Below are 20025 nucleotides of genomic sequence, written 5' to 3'. Positions count from 1 at the left end.
CCTAAAAAGTCCACAAACTTGCAATGTGTTATTTTTGTTAAATTCTCTAAACGTTAAACACATCTTAATAGAACCGTCGTTTGTTATTTATAATAAATAAAAATTGTAAATTTACATCGATGTAGTGGCGATGTATTTCTAAGTTTTAATTGTTATTTAATAATTTGAAAGTTATCTTTGTCGCTTATTCTTATTCAAAAAAACCCATCATATGCAATCCGATCAATTAAATTATATTCCTATTTTAATGCAGTTTGTTTTAGCTGTAGGATTTGTCGTAGGAACGATATTAGTTTCAGGAAAATTAGGTCCTAAACGTTCTTCTGAAAACAAAGATAAAAACTTCGAATGCGGTATTGAGTCCGTTGGAAATGCTAGAATACCATTTTCAGTAAAATACTTCCTTGTTGCTATTTTATTTGTTTTGTTTGATGTTGAGGTTATTTTTCTTTACCCTTGGGCTATAAATTTCAAGGAGTTGGGAATGGAAGGAATGGTAAAAATGGTGATTTTTATGCTGTTGCTTTTGGTTGGTTTTTTCTATATCATCAAAAAGAAAGCGTTGGAGTGGGAGTAAAAATTTAATTTAAATGTTGTATTATAAATTATAAAAAGTTTTTTATAATTTATAATTCAGAATTTTTAATTCTAAATAACAAAAAATGAGTGATTCAAATATAAATATGGTTGCCCCTCCAGAGGGTGTTGTTGGTGAAGGTTTCTTTGCTACAAAACTTAATGACGTAGTGGGAATGGCTCGTGCAAATTCATTGTGGCCTTTGCCTTTCGCTACTTCTTGTTGCGGAATTGAATTTATGGCAACAATGGCTTCGCATTACGATTTGGCACGATTTGGTTCTGAAAGAGTAAGTTTTTCTCCTCGTCAAGCAGATATGTTAATGGTAATGGGAACGATTTCAAAGAAAATGGCGCCCATTTTACGCCAGGTTTACGAACAGATGTCAGAACCTCGTTGGGTAATCGCAGTTGGAGCATGTGCTTCATCTGGTGGAATCTTTGACACGTATTCGGTTTTGCAAGGGATTGATAAAGTGATTCCGGTTGATGTTTATGTTCCAGGTTGTCCACCAAGACCGGAACAAATTGTAGATGGTGTTATGAAATTGCAAGAGTTGGTGAGAACAGAATCGGTAAGAAGAAGAAGTTCTCCAGAATACCAAGAATTATTAGCTTCTTATAATATCAAATAAATAATGGCGCTAGAAACGATACAAATCCAAGAGAAATTAGTTGAAACATTTGATTCGGCTGTTTTTGAATTCAAGCAAGAAAGAGATATATTTTCATTTGAAGTCGCTGCGGATAAAATAACTGCAGTGATTCTTTTTTTGAAAAATGATCCAACATTACGTTTTCATTTTTTAACAGATTTATGCGGGATTCATTATCCGGACAATGATGAAGAGCATCAATTTGCAGTGGTCTATCATTTACACAATTGGTATGAAAACAAAAGAATCAAGATTAAAGCTTATATAAACGGTGAAAATCCAGAAATAAAATCAATATCAACTATTTTCTTAAGCTCCAATTGGATGGAAAGAGAAGCGTATGATTTTTATGGAATAAACTTCATAGGTCATCCGCAATTGAAGCGTATTTTGAATATGGATGAAATGATTTCTTTTCCAATGCGAAAGGAATTTCCAATGGAAGATAGCGGAAGAACAGATAAAGACGATCGTTTCTTTGGAAGAACAACCGACAATTATTAAAAACACACACTATTATAATTTTTCACATTAAATAAATGTCAGAACTATTATTACCACCAGAGCATCGCTATGCTAAAAGAATCAAAGAACAACTAAATCAAGACGGAAGCGAGCTTTCTATCTTGAATTTAGGACCAACACACCCAGCTACACATGGTATTTTTCAAAATATCCTGCTGATGGATGGTGAAAGAATTCTGGAAGCGGAACCAACTATTGGTTACATTCATAGAGCTTTCGAAAAAATTGCTGAAAACCGTCCTTTTTACCAAATCACGCCACTTACGGACAGGATGAATTATTGTTCATCACCTATAAACAACATGGGTTGGTGGATGACATTAGAAAAATTGTTGGATATTGAAGTTCCTAAAAGAGCGCAATATTTAAGAGTTATAGTAATGGAATTGGCAAGAATCACGGATCATATCATCTGTAATTCTATCCTTGGTGTGGATACGGGAGCCTATACTGGGTTTTTATATGTGTTCCAATTTAGAGAAAAAGTATACGAAATTTACGAAGAAATTTGTGGAGCACGTTTGACTACTAATATGGGTCGAATCGGTGGTTTCGAAAGAGATTGGTCGCCAAAAGCATTTGAATTACTAAATACGTTTTTAGAAGAATTTCCAGCTGCTTGGAAGGAATTTGAAAACTTATTCGAAAGAAATAGAATATTTATTGATAGAACGGTAAATGTAGGAGCAATATCCGCTGAGCAAGCTATGGCTTATGGTTTTACTGGCCCAAATTTACGTGCTGCGGGAGTTGATTATGATGTTCGAGTATCGCAACCCTACTCTTCTTATGAAGATTTTGACTTTATTGTTCCTGTAGGGAAATCGGGTGATACCTACGACCGTTTTTGTGTTCGAAATGCAGAGGTTTGGGAGAGCTTGAGTATCATTCGACAAGCGCTAGCTAAAATGCCGGAAGGAAATGACTTTCATGCTGATGTTCCGGATTATTACCTTCCTCCAAAAGAAGATGTTTACACGAGTATGGAATCGTTGATTTACCATTTCAAAATTGTTATGGGTGAAGTTCCAGTTCCAGTGGCCGAAGTTTATCATCCTGTAGAAGGTGGAAATGGAGAATTAGGTTTTTATCTAGTTACTGACGGAAGTAGAACACCTTATAGATTGCATTTCCGTAGACCTTGTTTTATTTACTATCAAGCGTATCCAGAAATGATTAAAGGAGCTTTGCTCTCAGATGCGATTGTTATTTTGTCGAGTTTAAATGTTATTGCAGGAGAGCTAGACGCTTAACGAATTAAGATTGCTGATTAACGATTTTAGATTTCAGATTGAAAAGAAAAATGGAAAGAACACATTACAAACAAGAAATAAATATAACTGAAGCATTGATGTCCCGCATTAATGAATTAATTAGTTATTATCCTGAAGACAAAAGAAAATCGGCATTATTGCCTGTTTTACATGAAGTTCAAGATGCTCATGAAAATTGGTTGAGTATAGAATTAATGGATAAGGTTGCTGAAATCCTTTTGATTAAGCCAATTGAAGTGTATGAAGTAGTATCGTTTTACACGATGTACAACCAAAGACCAATTGGAAAATACATGTTCGAATTTTGCCAAACTTCTCCATGTTGTCTGAATGGTGTAGAGGATCTTATGGATTATACCTGTGAAAAATTAGGTGTAAAAGTGGGTGAGCCTACTGCAGATGGTCTTTTTGAAGTTAGAGGTGTTGAATGTTTAGGTGCTTGTGGGTACGCTCCAATGATGCAATTAGGCGACTTTTACAAAGAGCATTTGACTAAAGAAAAAGTAGACCAGTTAATAGAAGATTGCAAAAATCATACAATAATACTACACGATAAATAATATGTCACAAAAAATATTATTAGATAAAGTAAATATTCCGGGTATTAAAACCTATGAAGTGTACCGTGCAAACGGAGGTTATGCATCGGTAGAAAAAGCCCTGAAAACATTAACACCGGATGAAGTAGTTGAGGAAGTAAAAACTTCTGGATTGCGCGGTCGTGGTGGAGCTGGATTTCCAGCTGGAATGAAATGGAGTTTTATTGATAAAAAATCAGGAAAACCAAGACACTTAGTTTGTAATGCGGATGAGTCAGAGCCAGGAACTTTCAAGGATCGTTATTTGATGGAATTTATTCCTCATTTATTGATCGAGGGAATGATCACTTCTAGTTATGCTTTGGGTGCAAACCTTTCCTACATCTACATTCGTGGAGAATACATGTGGGTTTATAAAATATTAGAAAGAGCCATAAACGAAGCAAAAGCTGCTGGGTTTTTGGGAAAAAACATATTGGGTTCAGGCTATGATTTAGAACTTTATGTTCATTGTGGTGCTGGAGCTTATATTTGTGGCGAAGAAACTGCATTGATTGAATCTTTGGAAGGGAAAAGAGGAAATCCTCGTATCAAACCACCCTTTCCTGCAATTTCAGGACTTTGGTCAAACCCAACGGTTGTGAATAATGTAGAGACTATTGCCGCAGTGCCTTGGATTGTAAATAATTCAGGTGCTGAATATGCTAAAATAGGTATTGGTCGTTCTACAGGAACCAAGTTAATTTCAGCTTCAGGACATATTAAAAATCCTGGTGTTTACGAAATTGAATTGGGTTTAAGTGTCTATGAATTCATGAATTCTGATGAATATTTAGGTGGAATGAGTTCTGACAGACCTTTGAAAGCATTTGTGCCAGGAGGAAGTTCTGTTCCTGTTTTACCCGCTCATTTAATTTATAAAACAGCTAACGGTGAGGATCGTTTAATGTCATACGAATCCTTGAGTGACGGTGGATTTGCTACAGGTTCTATGTTAGGATCAGGTGGATTTATCGTTTACAATGATACTTCGTGCATCGTAAGGAATACTTGGAATTTCTCTCGTTTTTACCACCATGAAAGCTGTGGACAATGTTCCCCTTGTCGTGAAGGTACTGGATGGATGGAAAAAGTATTGCACCGAATAGAAAATGGTCATGGTCGTGAAGAAGATATCGATTTGCTTTTGAGTATTCAAAGTAAAATTGAAGGAAATACAATTTGTCCATTAGGTGACGCAGCAGCTTGGCCCGTAGCAGCCGCAATTCGTCACTTTAGAGAAGAATTTGAATACCACATTCGCTTCCCAGAAAAAATAAAGAATAGAGATCATTTTGTTGCTGAACCTTTTGAAAAAGTAAAGCATTTAGTAGCGAAGGAATTGATTTAAGATTGCTGATTAACGATTTTTGATTTCAGAAATAAGATACTCCGTAGGAGTTAAATAGAGTTAAATAATGAAAGTAACAATAGACGGACATTCAATAGAAGTTGAACCAGGAACAACCATCCTGCAGGCTGCACGTATGATAGGTGGAGAAGTAGTTCCGCCAGCAATGTGTTATTATTCTAAACTAAAAGGGAGCGGTGGAAAATGCCGTTGTTGTTTAGTGGAAGTTGCTAAAGGAAGTGAAGCGGATCCAAGACCAATGCCAAAATTAATGGCTTCCTGTGTAACCGGTTGCATGGACGGAATGGAAGTGAATAGTAAATCCTCGCCTCGAGTGCAAGAAGCAAGGAAATCAGTAACTGAATTTTTGTTGATCAATCACCCGCTAGACTGCCCAGTTTGTGATCAAGCAGGAGAATGCGATTTGCAAAACCTAAGCTTTGAGCACGGAAAATCAGAAACTCGTTTTATTGAGGAAAAGAGAACTTTTGAACCAGAGAACATTGGTCCAAATATTCAGTTGCACATGAATCGTTGTATTCTTTGCTACCGTTGTGTGATGGTTGCAGACCAATTAACGGATGATCGTGTGCACGGAGTTATGGATAGAGGAGATCATTCTAATATTTCGACTTGTATTTCAAAAGCAGTTGACAATGAGTTTTCTGGAAATATGATTGATGTATGCCCGGTAGGCGCATTGACTGATAAAACGTTTCGATTTAAATCTAGAGTTTGGTTCAGTAAGCCGTATAACGCACACAGAGATTGCCCTACTTGTTCTGGAAAAACGACCGTTTGGATGTTTGGTGACGAAATTCAACGTGTTACTGGAAGAAAAGACGAATACCATGAAGTAGATGAGTTTATTTGTAATGGTTGTCGTTTTGATCACAAAGAAGTGAAAGACTGGATTATTGAAGGGCCAAGAGCTTTTGAAAAAGACTCGGTTATCAATCAAAACAAATACAACAGAAAGTTAGAAAAAGTTGAAATAGCTACTGAATCGCATATCCTTATTGGTAGAGAAGAAGATCGTAAAAAAATCAGTATGGCTGAATTTCCATTGACCGAAGAAGATATTATAAATCAAAAAAGTTTGGGCAATAATGGATAGTACTATTATCATAGAAAAAGGTGTCATTATTGTAGCGGTTTTTGCTTTAACAATGTTGATGGCAATGTATTCCACTTGGGCGGAACGTAAGGTGGCCGCTTGGCTTCAAGATCGTGTTGGACCTAACAGAGCCGGTCCTTTTGGATTGTTTCAACCGCTAGCTGATGGTTTAAAATTATTCTCGAAAGAGGAATTTGAACCGAATACACCAAATCGTTTTTTGTTTTTTGTAGGTCCTGCCATTGCAATGAGTACGGCTTTGATGACAAGTGCTGTGATTCCCTGGGGAGACAGATTGCACTTGTTTGGAAGAGATATTTTATTACAAGCCACCGATTTGAATATAGGTTTATTGTATTTTATTGGAGTTGTATCCGTGGGAGTTTATGGAATTATGATTGGGGGTTGGGCTTCAAATAATAAATTCTCTTTGATTGGGGCGGTTCGTGCTGCTTCGCAAATGGTTTCTTATGAAGTGGCCATGGGACTTTCCTTGATTGCCTTATTGATGATGACTGGGACTTTAAGTTTAAGAGAAATTTCGGCGCAACAAGCGGGGATGGATTGGAATGTTTTTTACCAACCCTTATCTTTTATTATCTTTTTAATTTGTGCTTTCGCAGAAGCCAACAGAACACCTTTTGATTTAGCGGAATGTGAAACAGAATTAATTGGAGGATACCACACGGAATATTCATCGATGAAAATGGGATTCTATTTATTTGCTGAATATGCCAATATGTTTATCTCCTCTACCATTTTAGCAGTTTTATTCTTTGGGGGGTATAATTATCCGGGAATGAGTTGGGTTGTTGAAAATTGGGGTGTAAATATTGCCAATATAATGGGATTTGGTGCTTTGTTTATCAAATTGTGTGGGTTTATATTTTTCTTTATGTGGGTTCGATGGACTATTCCAAGATTTAGGTACGATCAATTGATGCATTTGGGTTGGAGGATACTAATTCCATTATCGATTGTAAATATTATAATTACTGGAATTGTTATGTTAAGATCGGATATTGCGGCGTATTTTGGTTTTTAACAATCCAAATGGAGAGCAAGAAATAGCAAGATAAAATAGAATTGAGACAGAAAAAGCCCTAGCCCTGATAGTAGTGAAAATCCTTTTAATCGCCGCAGCGATTAAAAGATTGAAACGGATAGCAGGAAACAGCTTCAAATAAAATAAAAAATGAGTATAGAAAGTATATCCTTATCGGGAAGAAAAAAGCTAGTCTCTAACAAGGAGATGACTTTTTGGGAAAGAATGTATCTTGTTGCGATTGTCAAAGGATTAATAATTACAATTCAGCATTTGTTTACTAGAAAAGTAACGATTCAATATCCAGAGCAGGTACGTGAAATGAGTCCTGTTTATCGCGGTCAACACATGTTGAAACGTGATGAAGAAGGTCGGGAAAATTGCACGGCTTGTGGTTTGTGTGCGTTGTCTTGTCCAGCGGAAGCAATTACGATGAAGGCGGAAGAACGCAAAGCCGATGAAAAACATTTGTATAGAGAAGAAAAATATGCTTCTATTTATGAAATTAATATGTTGCGTTGTATTTTTTGTGGATTGTGTGAAGAGGCTTGTCCTAAAGATGCAATTTATTTGACTACCTCCAAAGTATTAGTTCCTTCGAGTTACGAAAGAGAAGATTTTATTTTTGGAAAAGATAAATTAGTGATGCCTTTAGATATCGCAATGAAAAATGCTCAACTTAAAAACGCTAATTAATGTCTACGATACTTATAATTTTTTGCGTACTATCCGCGGTAACTTTAGCAACCGCTTTTTTGACAATCTTCAGTAGAAATCCAATTCATAGTGCTATTTATTTAGTGATTTGTTTCTTTTCGATAGCAGGTCATTATCTTTTATTAAACTCCCAGTTTTTAGCTATTGTTCATATTATTGTGTATTCTGGAGCCATTATGATTTTATTCCTGTTTACCATTATGTTGATGAATTTGAATGAAGAAAAAGAAGTGCACCGACCTAGGATTACGCGCTTAGGAGCAATTGTTTCTTTTTGCTTAATTTGTTTAATATTGATCGCAATCTTCATTAACTCAAAACCTATTGTTGGTGAATATGTAACTACTGGCGAAGATTATCAGTCTATAAAAGTATTGGGTAAAGTACTATTGAATGAATATATGGTTCCTTTTGAATTTGCTTCTATTCTACTTTTAGTGGCTATGATTGGAACGGTATTATTGTCTAAAAAAGAAAAATTGCAAAAATAAGATGAACAATATTTTAAACCACATTGGTATTGAAAATTATATATTCCTAAGCGTAATACTTTTTTGTATTGGTGTTTTCGGAGTATTGTACAGAAGAAATGCCATAATCGTATTTATGTCGATAGAAATAATGCTGAATGCCGTGAATCTTTTGTTCGTCGCATTTTCGACTTATCATCAAGATGCGCAAGGACAAGTTTTTGTGTTTTTCTCGATGGCAGTTGCTGCCGCAGAAGTTGCCGTGGGATTAGCAATTTTAGTTTCTATTTTTAGAAACTTAGGCTCCATTACTATCGATAATTTAAAAAACTTAAAAGGATAAACTATAATGAATACGAATTTAGCTTTACTCTTATTATTAGCTCCTTTTTTAGGATTTTTATTAAATATTTTCTTTGGTTCGCGTTTGGGAAAAACATTGTCCGGAGTAATCGGGACAATTGCTGTTGCTGTTTCATTTGCGGTCACATTTTATTTCTTTGGAGCAATTGCTGCAATACCAGAAGGGATTCATATTTCACTTTTTGAATGGATTCAAATCAGTAATTTTAAAGTTGATTTTGGATTTCAATTGGACCAATTATCTGTTTTATGGCTGCTATTTGTTACTGGAATTGGTTCATTGATTCATTTGTATTCGATCAATTACATGCATGATGATGAGAATATGCATAAATATTTTGCCTATTTGAATCTGTTTGTATTTTTCATGATTACACTAGTAATTGGAAGCAACTTATTAGTAATGTTTATAGGATGGGAAGGCGTTGGTCTTTGTTCCTATTTGTTGATTGGATTCTGGCATAAAAACCAAGAATTTAATGATGCGGCAAAAAAGGCATTCATTATGAATCGTATTGGTGATTTAGGGTTGTTGATTGGGATTTTTATTTTAGGAATGTTATTTTCTACTTTAGATTTTGCCACATTGAAAACGGCTATTTCTGGTGCAACGGACCTTAATATGTATTGGCTTTCGGTAGCTGCATTTGCTTTGTTTATTGGAGCTTGTGGTAAGTCCGCACAAATACCCTTATATACTTGGTTGCCGGATGCGATGGCAGGTCCAACGCCAGTTTCGGCATTGATCCACGCAGCAACGATGGTTACTGCAGGGATTTTTATGATTACGAGATTAAATTTCTTGTTTGATTTGACTCCTGATGTTCAAAATATAATTGCCATAGTGGGAGCTGTTACGGCTTTAGTAGCGGCAACAATTGGTTTAGTTCAAAATGACATTAAAAAAGTATTAGCTTATTCTACCGTTTCACAATTGGGATTAATGTTCTTGGCTTTGGGATTAGGCGCTTATGAAGTGGCTGTTTTCCATGTGATCACTCACGCTTTCTTCAAAGCTTGTCTGTTCTTAGGATCCGGTTCCGTTATTCACGCGTTGCACGGAGAACAAGATATGCGCAACATGGGTGGTTTGAAAAAAGCAATGCCAATTACATTTGCGACTATGCTTATTGCGTCATTAGCTATTTCTGGAGTTCCATTGTTTTCTGGTTTTTTCTCTAAGGATGAAATCTTATTAGTGGCGTTTCATCACAACATACCGTTATGGGTTGTGGCTTCTATTGCCTCTATAATGACTGCTTTTTATATGTTCCGTTTAATGTTCTTGACGTTCTTTAAAGAATTTAGAGGAACTGCGGAACAAAAACACCATTTGCACGAAAGTTCTCCGTTAATCACCATTCCGTTGATTGTTCTAGCCTTTTTAGCTACTATCGGTGGATTGATTAGTTTGCCTGGTAATAGTTGGTTGAATGAGTATTTAACTCCTATTTTACCTAAGTTAGCAACCGCTGAACACCATTTAGGAACTACTGAATATATCTTGATGGCTATTGCTATTATTGGCGGATTAGTTGGGATTGGTATTGCTTACGCCAAATACATAAAACAAAATGCTGTCCCAAGTGAAGATGCAATGATTACAGGATTTTCTAAAGTGCTTTACAATAAATATTATGTTGATGAATTTTATGATGCTATTTTTGTCAAACCGATTAATTTCTTGTCTCGTTTTTTCAGAGATACAGTAGAATTAGGTTTATCAGCTTTGGTTTTCGGATTCGGAAAACTGACCAACGAAATAAGTTATCAAGGAAAGAAAGTACAAAACGGAAGTATAGGTCTTTATCTTTTTGCCTTTGTTTTAGGACTTTGTGCCATTGTTTCTTATTTATTTTTAGCTCAATAATTTTTCATTATGAACGTATCTCTTATTTTAATTATTCTTTTAGTTGGTGCTTTTGCAACCTTTCTCGCGGGTGATAAACTAGCTTCAAAAGTAGCATTGTTGTTTGGCTTAGCTGCTGCAGGCGCTTCTATTGTATTATTAAATCACTATAATTTAGGTGAAAATATTAGTTTCATCAATCAGTGGATCACACAACCCAATATATCTTTTGCGCTGAAAGCAGATGGATTGTCATTGGCTATGGTTTTGCTGACTACTGTTTTAACTCCTATCATTATATTTTCTTCTTTTGGAAATGAATTTAAAAATTCCAAATCATTTTATGCTTTGATTTTGTTTATGTCTTTTGCTATGGCGGGGACATTCTTAGCATCAGACGGTTTATTGTATTATATTTTTTGGGAATTATCTTTAATACCTATTTACTTCATCGCTTTGATTTGGGGTAACGGAGATGCAGAAGAACGTAAAAAAGCAGTTGTTAAATTCTTTATTTACACCCTAGCAGGTTCCTTGTTCATGCTAGTAGCATTTGTTTATTTGTATCAAAAAGCGGGAAGCTTTTTATTAGAGGACTTGTACAAAGTAAATTTATCTGCTGCAGAACAGTTATGGATATTCTTAGCTTTTTTCTTGGCGTATGCCATAAAGATTCCATTAATTCCATTTCACACTTGGCAAGCCAATGTGTACCAAAAAGCACCGACCGTTGGAACGATGCTTTTATCTGGGATCATGTTAAAAATGGGATTGTATAGCGTTATTCGTTGGCAATTGCCTTTGGCGCCATTAGCAGCCAAAGAATATATGTATATTTTTATTGGACTTGGGATTGCAGGTGTGATTTACGGATCTATCGTGGCTTTAAAACAAAAAGATTTAAAGAAATTATTGGCCTATTCGTCCTTAGCGCACGTGGGTTTAATTGCTGCAGGTAGCTATACTTTGACGCTAGACGGATTACGTGGAGCAGTTTTACAAATGATTGCTCATGGATTTGTAGTTGTTGGATTGTTTTATATTGCGGAGATCATTTTCAGAAGATATGAAACTAGAGTAATTGCTGAAATGGGAGGTATTCGTTCGCAGACACCAAAATTCACCTCCATGTTTTTAATCTTAGTTTTGGCTTCAGTTGCGTTGCCATCTACGTTTAACTTTGTTGGAGAATTTACCGTTTTGTACAGTCTTTCGCAAATTAATATTTGGTTTGCCATATTAGGAGGAACCACGATAATTTTAGGAGCCTATTATATGTTGAAAATGTTTCAGCAGGCCATGTTAGGTGAAACTAATACACGAATATTTACGGATGTAACTAGCAACGAAGGGATAACTTTGGTACTAATAATCGCCGTGTTATTCTTTTTTGGAATGTATCCAAAACCGATTATAGATTTGATCACACCAAGTCTTGAAGAAATTTTAATTCAAATAAACCGAATAAACTAAGTCAAGTAAAAAAATGAATACATTAATAGCTATAATAGGATTAGGTGTTTTATGCCTTTTATTTGAAATTTTTAATTTACGAAAAGCCATTGTGCCACTTACAATTATTGGATTGTTAGGAGTTCTTGGTTTGACTATCTCTGAATTTAATTCAACAGAAAGTTACTATAACAATATGATTGTTGTGAGTAAATTTTCGACTACTTTTTCGTCTTTGTTTATTGTTCTAACTATTTTCTTAGTGACTTTAGGACATAATTTTTACGAAAATCACCAATCTAAAATCTCTGATTATATTGCCATAAAAATATTTTTATTGGCTGGGGCGGTGGCAATGGTTTCTTTTGGAAACTTAGCCATGTTCTTTTTAGGAATCGAAGTATTGTCTATTTCGCTCTATGTACTTGCTGCTAGTGATCGTATGAGTCTTAAAAGTAACGAGGCGGGAATGAAGTATTTCTTAATGGGATCCTTTGCTTCTGGAATCATTCTTTTTGGTATCTGTTTGATTTATGGAGCAATGGGGAGTTTTGATGTTACTGAAATCAGTGAGTTGTCACAATCAGCGGAGTTGCCGGTATGGTTTCCTATTGGAATCGTGTTAGTAACAATAGGTATGTTGTTTAAAGTGGCTGCAGTTCCATTTCACTTTTGGGCACCAGACGTATATGAAGGTTCTCCAGCATTGACAACTGCATTAATGAGTACCTTGGCTAAAGTAGTTGCGATGGCTACTTTGTACAAATTATTATCTGTTATGAACGCTGATGTGTCAGAGTCATTCAAAATTGTCGTTGTAGTGATTTCTATGGCGTCGATGACCGTAGGAAATATTATGGCATTGAGACAAACAAATGTAAAAAGGATGTTGGCTTTCTCCGGTATTTCACATGCAGGATTCATGTTAATGACTTTACTTAGCCTATCCACTTCAGCAGGAAGTTTGTTGTATTATGCTTCAGCGTATTCGCTATCTGGAATCGCTGCTTTTAGTGTAATCTTATACGTTTGTAAAAATAGAGATAATGAAGATGTTGTAAATTTTCATGGTTTAGGAAAAACGAATCCTTTGTTAGCGGCTATTCTTACTGCTTCTTTACTTTCTATGGCAGGTATTCCTATTTTTGCTGGATTCTTCGCCAAGTTGGTTTTATTTAGCCAAACGATTGAAGCGGGTTATTTAGCGTTAGTAATTGTAGCCGTAGTTAACTCTATTATAAGTGTGGGTTACTATTTTAAATTGATTTTGGCAATGTATTCCAAAGAGACAAATGAAGAAAAAAAACCAACTCCATTTGTAATTTATGCAGTGGCTGTCGTAGCTATTGTTTTGAATATCGCGTTAGGATTGTTTCCTTCTTTAGTACTAGATTTATTGGCATAAACCAAATTTTAAGATAATTCAAAAACCATCAATAGCAATGTTGATGGTTTTTTTATGTTCTGTTGTAAACTAATTCCAATTTGTCTATTCATAATATAAATACAATGTATGCTCGTTTTCTGTTTGTTTTTCGTAAATTTGTATATACAAATGATTAATCATTATTAAATAAAAGAAGATGCAGAATACATTAAAAATACAAATCTGGTCCGATATCATGTGTCCGTTTTGTTATATAGGAAAAAGAAGAATAGAAGGTGCTTTACAAAATTTTGAACATAAAGACGCAGTCGAGATTGAATGGAAGAGTTTTCAGTTGGACCCAAGTTTTATTGCTTCTCCAGAAGATAATATGGTCGAGCATTTAGCAGAAAAATATAGAAAAGATGCAGATTGGGCTCAAGGAATGCTTAATGATATGACGCAAAATGCTAAAAATTCAGGATTGGATTTTCATTTTGAAAAAGCGGTTATGGCTAATTCATTGCATGCGCATCGCTTGTTGCATTTGGCGAAGAAATATAATTTGGCGAATGATTTAGAAGAGTTGTTGTTTAAAGCCTACTTAACGGATGGTAAGAATATTAATGATTTGGATACATTGAGAGCATTGGGACTGGAAGTAGGACTACACGCTGAATCCATTGATGAAGTATTGCATTCTAATGCTTACGCAGATGAAGTACAGCAGGATATTAATGAGGCGCAATCTATCGGTGTTCAAGGTGTTCCGTTCTTTGTTTTCGATAATAAATATGCAGTTTCGGGTGCGCAACATGTCGAAACTTTTGTGAAAACATTGGAAAAAGTATGGGAAGAAGGCAAATTTGATTCAAAAGTTACGGTACTGAATACTCCCGATGCAGAAAGCTGTGGAATAGATGGTTGTGATTAAAAATAGAATTATAAATCATTAAGAAATTATGTTTCAGGAAGCGTTACGTGTAACTGAAATATAATTTCTTAATGTTCTTCTTAGTGCGAAATATTTGTAGTAGCGCTTGATTGTTAGCAGCAATGAAAAATCATTAATTATGAGTGAACGTACAAAAGTAATCCGCTGGGGGATATTGGGCTGTGGAGCTGTTACCGAACTGAAAAGTGGTCCTGCATACCAGAACACGGATGGTTTTGAAGTAGTCGCAGTAATGCGAAGAGACGCAGTCAAAGCTGCAGATTATGCTAAAAGACACGGAATTAATAAGTATTACACAAATGCTGATGATTTAATCAATGATTCTGAAATTGATGCGATTTACATTGCGACACCTCCCGATGTTCATAAATTTTACGGGCTCAAGGTTGCTGCAGCTGGTAAAATTTGTTGTATCGAAAAACCTTTGGCTCCAAATTACCAAGACAGTCTAGCCATTTGTACTGCTTTTGCAACAAAAAATATTCCGCTGTTTGTTGCCTATTACAGACGTTCTTTGCCTCGTTTTGAACAGGTGAAAACGTGGCTTGATACAGATTGCATTGGTGAAATCAGACACATACGATGGCATTTGAGTAAACCGGCAAATGCTAAAGATTTATCTGGAGAATACAATTGGCGAACTGATACCGCTATTGCTTCAGGCGGTTATTTTGATGATTTAGCAAGTCATGGTCTGGATCTATTCACGCATCTGTTAGGAAATATAAAGGAGGTTTCCGGATTAAGTCTCAATCAACAGGGATTTTATTCCGCTAAAGATGCTGCTGTCGCTAGTTGGTTGCATGAGTCTGGAATTACCGGTTCAGGCAGCTGGAACTTTGGTTGCTACGAACGGGAAGATAAAGTAGACATTTATGGAAGCAAAGGGAAAATAACCTTTTCTGTATTTGAAAATGATTATTTAGTGCTTACTAATGAACATGGAAAAACGGAATTACTCATTGACCATCCTGAAAATATTCAGTTGTATCATGTGCAGCAAATGCGAGAAGACCTTTTAGGAAACAGTAAACATCCTTCTAAAGGTTTATCAGCAAGCCACACGAGTTGGGTTATGGATTCTATTATGGGAAATCTTTAGGGTTTTTAAATTATTTAAAACAAAAAAGAGGCAATCCAAAGAAAGCCTCTTTACTACAACAATTTATTTAAGACTATTTAATAGCCACTGTTTCAATATGCGTTTTTCCATTATAGGTAATTTCAAACGTATATTTTGAACTTGGTGCGCTAGTTAAATCAAATGTTTTACCCACATAGAGATCAGCTGTCAACGTTTCTTTGTAGACTTCATTTTCCTCTGAGTCGTAAAGTGCAACAGTAACAGGAGCTTTTTCTAAGTTTAAAATGTTTACGGTAATCATTCCGTTTTTGTTCACCAAAACGGGTTTGTACACTTCAGAAATAGCATCAGCTGATAATTTAGCTTTGTTACCTACAACTTCAATTTTATACTTTGAAATTTTAAGATCACTCTCTGCTTTCAGGAAGTAGATTCCGTCTGGCAAAGCAGTCAAATCGTATGTTCTGCTGATATTATCTTCGGATGTAATTTTTTCTTGATAGATTAATCCGTCATTGGTGTCGTAAATGGACAAATCAATTTTCTTTGTCTCTTTCAAACTAAAACTCACCGTTTTTCCTTCTTCTTTTATTAAATCCAGTGAAAAATCTGCGTTTCCTGCATGTGCTTGTACGGCAGTCAACACTACTGCAGCTAACACTAAACTAAATTTTAAAATCTTTTTCATAATTGTAAATTTTTAGATTTATAATGATACTTATCTGGTGCTAAATTAATGCAACTTACTGCGTATGAGTAGTGCTGAATTTTCTAATTAGTGTGCTATTTTACCTTTTACGAAATCGATTAAGGTTAAAAAAGTTAATTGAGTGTCTGTTTTTGGTAAATTTGTGCTAATTCTAAATACGGATTCGTATGAAAATTATACCGCCAGCTTTTGAAATTATTGCGCCATCGTTTGGGAGTTCTTTTTACTTTTCGAAATATGTTGAAAACGCCAATAGCAAAGCGCACTTGTGGCATTACCATCCTGAAATTGAATTGGTTTATGTGAATGGTGGTTCCGGAAAACGGCAGATTGGAAGTCACATTTCGTATTATACCGATGGTGATTTGATTTTGATAGGAAGTAATTTACCGCATTGTGGGTTTACCAATGAAGAAACCGGCAATAAAAACGAAACGGTAATCCAAATGAAACCAGATTTCTTGGGCAATGGATTTTTTGATATTTCGGAAATGACGAATATTCGGAATCTTTTTAGTCAAGCTAAAGCGGGAATTGCTTTTCATGGTGAAACCAAAAAGAATATAGGAAAGAAAATAGAATCGATGGAACAACAGACGCAATTTGATCGCTTGTTGACCATGTTAAGTATTCTAAATGAACTTGAATTATCTAAAGAAGTGACTGTTTTGAATGCAGATGGATTTTCGATGGAAATGCAAATGCAAGACAATGACCGAATCAATGCAGTTTTTAATTACGTAAAAGATAATTTTCAGGAACATATTACGCTGGAAGAAGTTTCAGAATTAGTGAGTATGACAGAACCTTCTTTTTGTAGGTATTTCAAAAAGATTACGAATAAAACTTTTACTAAATTCGTCAATGATTATCGCTTGGTTCATGCCTCGAAATTGCTGGCGGAGAAACCCATCAGTATTACGGAGATTTGTTATGAAAGCGGTTTCAACAATTTTAGTTATTTTAATAAATCGTTCAAAGAATTTACGGGCAAAAGCGCTTCGCAATACCGTCAGGAGTTACGATTGGTGTTAAAATAAAGTACATGGTACTATTGAAGAGTACTTTTATACAAAAAACCCGCTGATACGAATACCAACGGGAATTTTCAAACCAAACCATTCAAACCAAATAATTATCTTCTATTTAATACAATGACAGCGTTATCAACTACTTTAGTTTTTTCAATTTTAGCTTTTGTGCCATTTGATCTGTAATAGTAGTAGTCCTGTTCATTTGAGTTTTGGTTGTTACCAAAATCATTGTTGCCAAAACTGTTTTGACCATATTGATAGGCTTTACCTCCTTTTACGGAACCAAAAGTATCAACAATTTGACCACGACGGTTGTAAATAATTTCTAATCCGCCTACTCTTTCTAATGCAAAACGATTGTAGGTCATGTAAACAGAACCAATTCTTTTTACCCTGTCATTCACATCATAATTAATGAACACATTCCCAACTTGTCTTACTCGGCCCCTATTGTCGTGTTCCACTTTTACGCCATAATTCCCATTTCGAACATTTCCAGGAGCGCCAAATGTTTTATTGACACTATTTTTTCGGGCTGATTTGTAATACATATCTCGTCCTGTTGTTGGGCGTGTATTAAAATCTAATTGTCCGTCAGGGAACACGAAGAACTCAATTCCTCTTTCTGTGAACACAATTGGGTCGGCGTTTCTAAAATCTACTGGAGATCTTCTTTCTACAGAGAAATCGATTTTCTCTGCTGCGTTTACTATACTACCTCCCAATACGAAGATACTAGCAACTAAAAAGGTAATTTTTTTCATGATACAGTTATTTTGAATTTTGCCTACTCTTAAGCTTTTCGGCTTTCGCTTTTTGTGTTATTTGATTTAAGATATTCAAGTAGTATGCCAAAATTTTGAATCGTGGTCTTGTGTTTTGAGAGCGAATGTTGTGTTTTTAGTTTTAAATACATTATAATCAATGCTTTGTGTCTTAAAATAATTTTATTAAATACGATATATTAAGATTTATTTAATAGAAATGATGGCTCATTTCATACTCTTTCTTGCGGTTTTTAAGATGAAATAATTCGGGTAAAAGTGAATCTACTGCTTTGGAAAGACGGTATAATATGAAAACTACTTATCAACAGTGCTTAAAATTAACTTATGTTACGAACTCGCTTCAACTGATATTGAGTAATTTTGTAGCATGTATGCATTAGTCGATTGTAACAATTTTTACGCTTCCTGCGAACGTGTTTTTCAACCGAAATTCAACGGGAAACCTGTTGCAATTTTATCAAACAACGACGGCTGTGTCATTTCTAGAAGTAATGAAGCGAAAGCGGTTGGAATTCCTATGGGCGCACCAGCATTCCAGATCAAGGAATTGGTAAAAGAGAAAAATGTACAATTATTTTCTTCAAATTATGCGTTGTATGGTGATTTGAGCAATCGAGTAATGGCAATTTTAGGTCAGTTTACACCCAATCTAGAAATTTACAGCATTGACGAAGCTTTCCTGAATTTTGATGGCTTGATGATTTCCGATTATCATGAGTATGGAATCCAAATGAAAACTCGTGTCCAAAAATGGGTCGGAATTCCTGTGTGTATTGGTTTTGCCGATACCAAAGCATTGTCAAAAGTAGCTAACAAAATTGCTAAGAAATTCCAAGACAGAACGAAAGGTGTTTATGTTATTGATAGCGAAGAAAAACGAATCAAAGCTTTGAAATGGACAAAGATCGAAGACGTTTGGGGCATTGGGTACCGCATGAATAAAAAGATGAAAGCTAAAAATATTGTGACTGCTTTAGATTTTACTGCACCGCAACACGAAGCTTGGATCAAAAAAGAAATGGGTGTGATAGGTATGCGTTTAAAATACGAACTCGAAGGAAAATCAGTCTTAGATCTAGAACCCATTGTTGAGCAAAAGAAAAGTATTGCTACGACCAGAAGTTTTCCAAAGCAAATTGCTGATTTTGATTTATTGCGAGAACGTGTAGCAACTTTTGCAGCCGTTTGTGCAGAGAAATTGCGCAAACAAAATTCCTGCTGCCATACCATTATTGTAATGCTTGTGGTGGATAAACATACGGTGCAAACCTCAAAATATTATTTTAACATGGCAGTAACTTTGCCGTTTGCCTCAAATTCTACGTTGACAATCAGCAATGCAGCCATCGATATGTTGAAAAAACTGCACCAAGGAAATGAGCATTTAAAATTCAAAAAAGCGGGCGTGATCGTAACGGAATTGATAGATGAAAACAAAAAACAGTTGCAGTTGTTTGATGAGGAAAATCCAAAACATTTGATGCTGATGAAAGTAATGGACGGCCTGAATAAAAAAATTGGAGATAAAAAAGTAAAGTTGGCTACCCAAAATTTAAGTTTGACTTGGAACATGAATCAGAAGCATTTGTCGCCAAAATACACAACTAATTTTAAAGATATACTCGAGATCAAATGTCTATAAACAAAGAACAAAAATTGACTTTTTTTCTGCCTGATTTTGAAAGTGAATTGCGAATTCCTTTCATCAATGAAGGTGTTTCGGCTGGATTTCCATCGCCGGCAGCGGATTTTATGGAAATGAGTATCGATTTGAACAAGCAATTGAGTGAAAATCCGTTGGCTACTTTTTATATTAAAGTCAAAGGAAATTCGATGATTGATGCCGGAATCAATGACAAAGATGTTCTTGTTGTGGATCGCAGTTTGGAACCGCAAAATAACAAAATTGCGATTTGTTTCATTGATGGAGAGTTCACGGTGAAACGAATGCAAGTCGAGAAAGACTGTTTGTATCTGATGCCTGAAAATCCCAATTATCCACCCATAAAAGTCACCGAAGAAAACCAGTTGATCATTTGGGGAATTGTGACCTATGTGATTAAGAAGGTTTAAAAGCAATTGTAGGATGTGTTAAAATAAAATTCTTGTTTGGATT

21 protein-coding genes are annotated in these 20025 nt (G+C 35.3%); 19 read left to right on the top strand and 2 right to left on the bottom strand.

What is annotated here, in order from left to right:
- The first annotated feature begins 211 nt into the window (after positions 1-211).
- From E0F91_RS05035 to E0F91_RS04960, 16 genes are all read left to right on the top strand, one after another.
- Positions 212-577, top strand: coding sequence for an NADH-quinone oxidoreductase subunit A (locus E0F91_RS05035; protein ID WP_132065250.1), 366 nt, complete (start codon positions 212-214; stop codon positions 575-577).
- An 85-nt stretch (positions 578-662) separates the two neighbouring features.
- Positions 663-1211, top strand: coding sequence for an NADH-quinone oxidoreductase subunit B (locus E0F91_RS05030; RefSeq protein WP_066079375.1), 549 nt, complete (start codon positions 663-665; stop codon positions 1209-1211).
- Between the two features lie 3 nt (positions 1212-1214).
- The gene (locus E0F91_RS05025; protein WP_132065249.1) at positions 1215-1736 is read left to right on the top strand and encodes an NADH-quinone oxidoreductase subunit C; all 522 of its coding nucleotides are present in this window, start codon (positions 1215-1217) and stop codon (positions 1734-1736) included.
- A gap of 35 nt (positions 1737-1771) precedes the next feature.
- The gene (locus E0F91_RS05020) at positions 1772-3010 is read left to right on the top strand and encodes an NADH-quinone oxidoreductase subunit D (RefSeq protein ID WP_132065248.1); all 1239 of its coding nucleotides are present in this window, start codon (positions 1772-1774) and stop codon (positions 3008-3010) included.
- Positions 3011-3060: 50 nt separating this feature from the next.
- Positions 3061-3591, top strand: coding sequence for a complex I 24 kDa subunit family protein (locus tag E0F91_RS05015; RefSeq protein WP_132065247.1), 531 nt, complete (start codon positions 3061-3063; stop codon positions 3589-3591).
- A 1-nt stretch (position 3592) separates the two neighbouring features.
- On the top strand, positions 3593-4960 hold the full coding sequence (gene nuoF, locus E0F91_RS05010; RefSeq protein WP_132065246.1) for an NADH-quinone oxidoreductase subunit NuoF: 1368 nt from the start codon (positions 3593-3595) through the stop codon (positions 4958-4960).
- A 67-nt stretch (positions 4961-5027) separates the two neighbouring features.
- Positions 5028-6077, top strand: coding sequence for an NADH-quinone oxidoreductase subunit G (locus tag E0F91_RS05005; protein WP_073352270.1), 1050 nt, complete (start codon positions 5028-5030; stop codon positions 6075-6077).
- Positions 6070-7122, top strand: a complete 1053-nt coding sequence (nuoH, locus tag E0F91_RS05000) for an NADH-quinone oxidoreductase subunit NuoH (protein WP_132065245.1) — start codon at positions 6070-6072, stop codon at positions 7120-7122. Before E0F91_RS05005 ends, nuoH begins: the two co-directional genes overlap by 8 nt.
- Before the next feature lie 150 nt (positions 7123-7272).
- Positions 7273-7818, top strand: coding sequence for a NuoI/complex I 23 kDa subunit family protein (locus E0F91_RS04995; protein WP_073352267.1), 546 nt, complete (start codon positions 7273-7275; stop codon positions 7816-7818).
- Positions 7818-8330: an NADH-quinone oxidoreductase subunit J family protein gene (locus E0F91_RS04990; protein ID WP_073352265.1), complete on the top strand. Its 513-nt coding sequence runs from the start codon at positions 7818-7820 to the stop codon at positions 8328-8330. Before E0F91_RS04995 ends, E0F91_RS04990 begins: the two co-directional genes overlap by 1 nt.
- A 1-nt stretch (position 8331) precedes the next feature.
- The gene (gene nuoK, locus E0F91_RS04985) at positions 8332-8652 is read left to right on the top strand and encodes an NADH-quinone oxidoreductase subunit NuoK (RefSeq protein ID WP_066079401.1); all 321 of its coding nucleotides are present in this window, start codon (positions 8332-8334) and stop codon (positions 8650-8652) included.
- 6 nt (positions 8653-8658) lie between these two features.
- A complete protein-coding gene (gene nuoL, locus E0F91_RS04980) occupies positions 8659-10542 on the top strand; it encodes an NADH-quinone oxidoreductase subunit L (RefSeq protein ID WP_132065244.1) in 1884 nt (627 codons plus the stop codon).
- 9 nt (positions 10543-10551) lie between these two features.
- Positions 10552-11994 (top strand): complex I subunit 4 family protein, encoded by a 1443-nt coding sequence (locus tag E0F91_RS04975; RefSeq protein ID WP_132065243.1) that lies wholly within the window; start codon positions 10552-10554, stop codon positions 11992-11994.
- 13 nt (positions 11995-12007) lie between these two features.
- Entirely contained in the window at positions 12008-13378 is a 1371-nt protein-coding gene (locus E0F91_RS04970) for an NADH-quinone oxidoreductase subunit N (RefSeq protein ID WP_132065242.1), read from the top strand.
- Positions 13379-13556: 178 nt separating this feature from the next.
- Positions 13557-14273: a DsbA family oxidoreductase gene (locus tag E0F91_RS04965; RefSeq protein WP_132065241.1), complete on the top strand. Its 717-nt coding sequence runs from the start codon at positions 13557-13559 to the stop codon at positions 14271-14273.
- Between the two features lie 139 nt (positions 14274-14412).
- Positions 14413-15396 (top strand): Gfo/Idh/MocA family protein, encoded by a 984-nt coding sequence (locus tag E0F91_RS04960; protein ID WP_132065240.1) that lies wholly within the window; start codon positions 14413-14415, stop codon positions 15394-15396.
- A gap of 73 nt (positions 15397-15469) precedes the next feature.
- Here the strand turns inward: E0F91_RS04960 and E0F91_RS04955 are convergent, their stop codons facing one another.
- The gene (locus tag E0F91_RS04955; RefSeq protein ID WP_132065239.1) at positions 15470-16066 is read right to left on the bottom strand and encodes a T9SS type A sorting domain-containing protein; all 597 of its coding nucleotides are present in this window, start codon (positions 16064-16066) and stop codon (positions 15470-15472) included.
- A gap of 188 nt (positions 16067-16254) precedes the next feature.
- Between E0F91_RS04955 and E0F91_RS04950 the strand changes: the two genes are divergently transcribed.
- Positions 16255-17127 carry an AraC family transcriptional regulator gene (locus tag E0F91_RS04950; protein WP_132065238.1) on the top strand — a complete coding sequence of 291 codons (873 nt, stop codon included), beginning with the start codon at positions 16255-16257 and terminating at the stop codon, positions 17125-17127.
- A 95-nt stretch (positions 17128-17222) separates the two neighbouring features.
- On the opposite strand, the gene E0F91_RS04945 is transcribed toward E0F91_RS04950, so the two are convergent.
- Positions 17223-17885, bottom strand: coding sequence for a hypothetical protein (locus E0F91_RS04945; RefSeq protein ID WP_132065237.1), 663 nt, complete (start codon positions 17883-17885; stop codon positions 17223-17225).
- 391 nt (positions 17886-18276) lie between these two features.
- Here E0F91_RS04945 and E0F91_RS04940 point away from each other — a divergent pair, with 391 nt between their 5' ends.
- On the top strand, positions 18277-19551 hold the full coding sequence (locus E0F91_RS04940; RefSeq protein ID WP_132065236.1) for a Y-family DNA polymerase: 1275 nt from the start codon (positions 18277-18279) through the stop codon (positions 19549-19551).
- The gene (locus tag E0F91_RS04935) at positions 19542-19982 is read left to right on the top strand and encodes a LexA family protein (protein WP_132065235.1); all 441 of its coding nucleotides are present in this window, start codon (positions 19542-19544) and stop codon (positions 19980-19982) included. The genes E0F91_RS04940 and E0F91_RS04935 overlap by 10 nt, the downstream gene beginning before the upstream one ends.
- The last annotated feature ends 43 nt before the right edge of the window (positions 19983-20025 follow it).

It is taken from the genome of Flavobacterium sandaracinum, assembly GCF_004349135.1.
In the GTDB taxonomy this organism is placed as follows: Bacteria; Bacteroidota; Bacteroidia; order Flavobacteriales; family Flavobacteriaceae; genus Flavobacterium; species Flavobacterium sandaracinum.
This window is presented reverse-complemented; position numbering and strand designations above follow the sequence as displayed.

What these genes read in the sequence shown, in the direction of transcription:
- E0F91_RS05015 (WP_132065247.1), top strand. Translation starts at nt 3,061, where the DNA reads ATGGAAAGAACACATTACAAACAAGAAATAAATATAACTGAAGCATTG.
- E0F91_RS04955 (WP_132065239.1), bottom strand. Translation starts at nt 16,066, where the DNA reads ATGAAAAAGATTTTAAAATTTAGTTTAGTGTTAGCTGCAGTAGTGTTG.
- E0F91_RS05030 (WP_066079375.1), top strand. Translation starts at nt 663, where the DNA reads ATGAGTGATTCAAATATAAATATGGTTGCCCCTCCAGAGGGTGTTGTT.
- nuoL (WP_132065244.1), top strand. Translation starts at nt 8,659, where the DNA reads ATGAATACGAATTTAGCTTTACTCTTATTATTAGCTCCTTTTTTAGGA.
- E0F91_RS05025 (WP_132065249.1), top strand. Translation starts at nt 1,215, where the DNA reads ATGGCGCTAGAAACGATACAAATCCAAGAGAAATTAGTTGAAACATTT.
- E0F91_RS04935 (WP_132065235.1), top strand. Translation starts at nt 19,542, where the DNA reads ATGTCTATAAACAAAGAACAAAAATTGACTTTTTTTCTGCCTGATTTT.
- E0F91_RS04965 (WP_132065241.1), top strand. Translation starts at nt 13,557, where the DNA reads ATGCAGAATACATTAAAAATACAAATCTGGTCCGATATCATGTGTCCG.
- E0F91_RS04975 (WP_132065243.1), top strand. Translation starts at nt 10,552, where the DNA reads ATGAACGTATCTCTTATTTTAATTATTCTTTTAGTTGGTGCTTTTGCA.
- E0F91_RS05020 (WP_132065248.1), top strand. Translation starts at nt 1,772, where the DNA reads ATGTCAGAACTATTATTACCACCAGAGCATCGCTATGCTAAAAGAATC.
- E0F91_RS05035 (WP_132065250.1), top strand. Translation starts at nt 212, where the DNA reads ATGCAATCCGATCAATTAAATTATATTCCTATTTTAATGCAGTTTGTT.
- E0F91_RS04960 (WP_132065240.1), top strand. Translation starts at nt 14,413, where the DNA reads ATGAGTGAACGTACAAAAGTAATCCGCTGGGGGATATTGGGCTGTGGA.
- E0F91_RS04990 (WP_073352265.1), top strand. Translation starts at nt 7,818, where the DNA reads ATGTCTACGATACTTATAATTTTTTGCGTACTATCCGCGGTAACTTTA.
- nuoF (WP_132065246.1), top strand. Translation starts at nt 3,593, where the DNA reads ATGTCACAAAAAATATTATTAGATAAAGTAAATATTCCGGGTATTAAA.
- E0F91_RS05005 (WP_073352270.1), top strand. Translation starts at nt 5,028, where the DNA reads ATGAAAGTAACAATAGACGGACATTCAATAGAAGTTGAACCAGGAACA.
- E0F91_RS04940 (WP_132065236.1), top strand. Translation starts at nt 18,277, where the DNA reads ATGTATGCATTAGTCGATTGTAACAATTTTTACGCTTCCTGCGAACGT.
- E0F91_RS04995 (WP_073352267.1), top strand. Translation starts at nt 7,273, where the DNA reads ATGAGTATAGAAAGTATATCCTTATCGGGAAGAAAAAAGCTAGTCTCT.
- nuoK (WP_066079401.1), top strand. Translation starts at nt 8,332, where the DNA reads ATGAACAATATTTTAAACCACATTGGTATTGAAAATTATATATTCCTA.
- nuoH (WP_132065245.1), top strand. Translation starts at nt 6,070, where the DNA reads ATGGATAGTACTATTATCATAGAAAAAGGTGTCATTATTGTAGCGGTT.
- E0F91_RS04945 (WP_132065237.1), bottom strand. Translation starts at nt 17,885, where the DNA reads ATGAAAAAAATTACCTTTTTAGTTGCTAGTATCTTCGTATTGGGAGGT.
- E0F91_RS04970 (WP_132065242.1), top strand. Translation starts at nt 12,008, where the DNA reads ATGAATACATTAATAGCTATAATAGGATTAGGTGTTTTATGCCTTTTA.
- E0F91_RS04950 (WP_132065238.1), top strand. Translation starts at nt 16,255, where the DNA reads ATGAAAATTATACCGCCAGCTTTTGAAATTATTGCGCCATCGTTTGGG.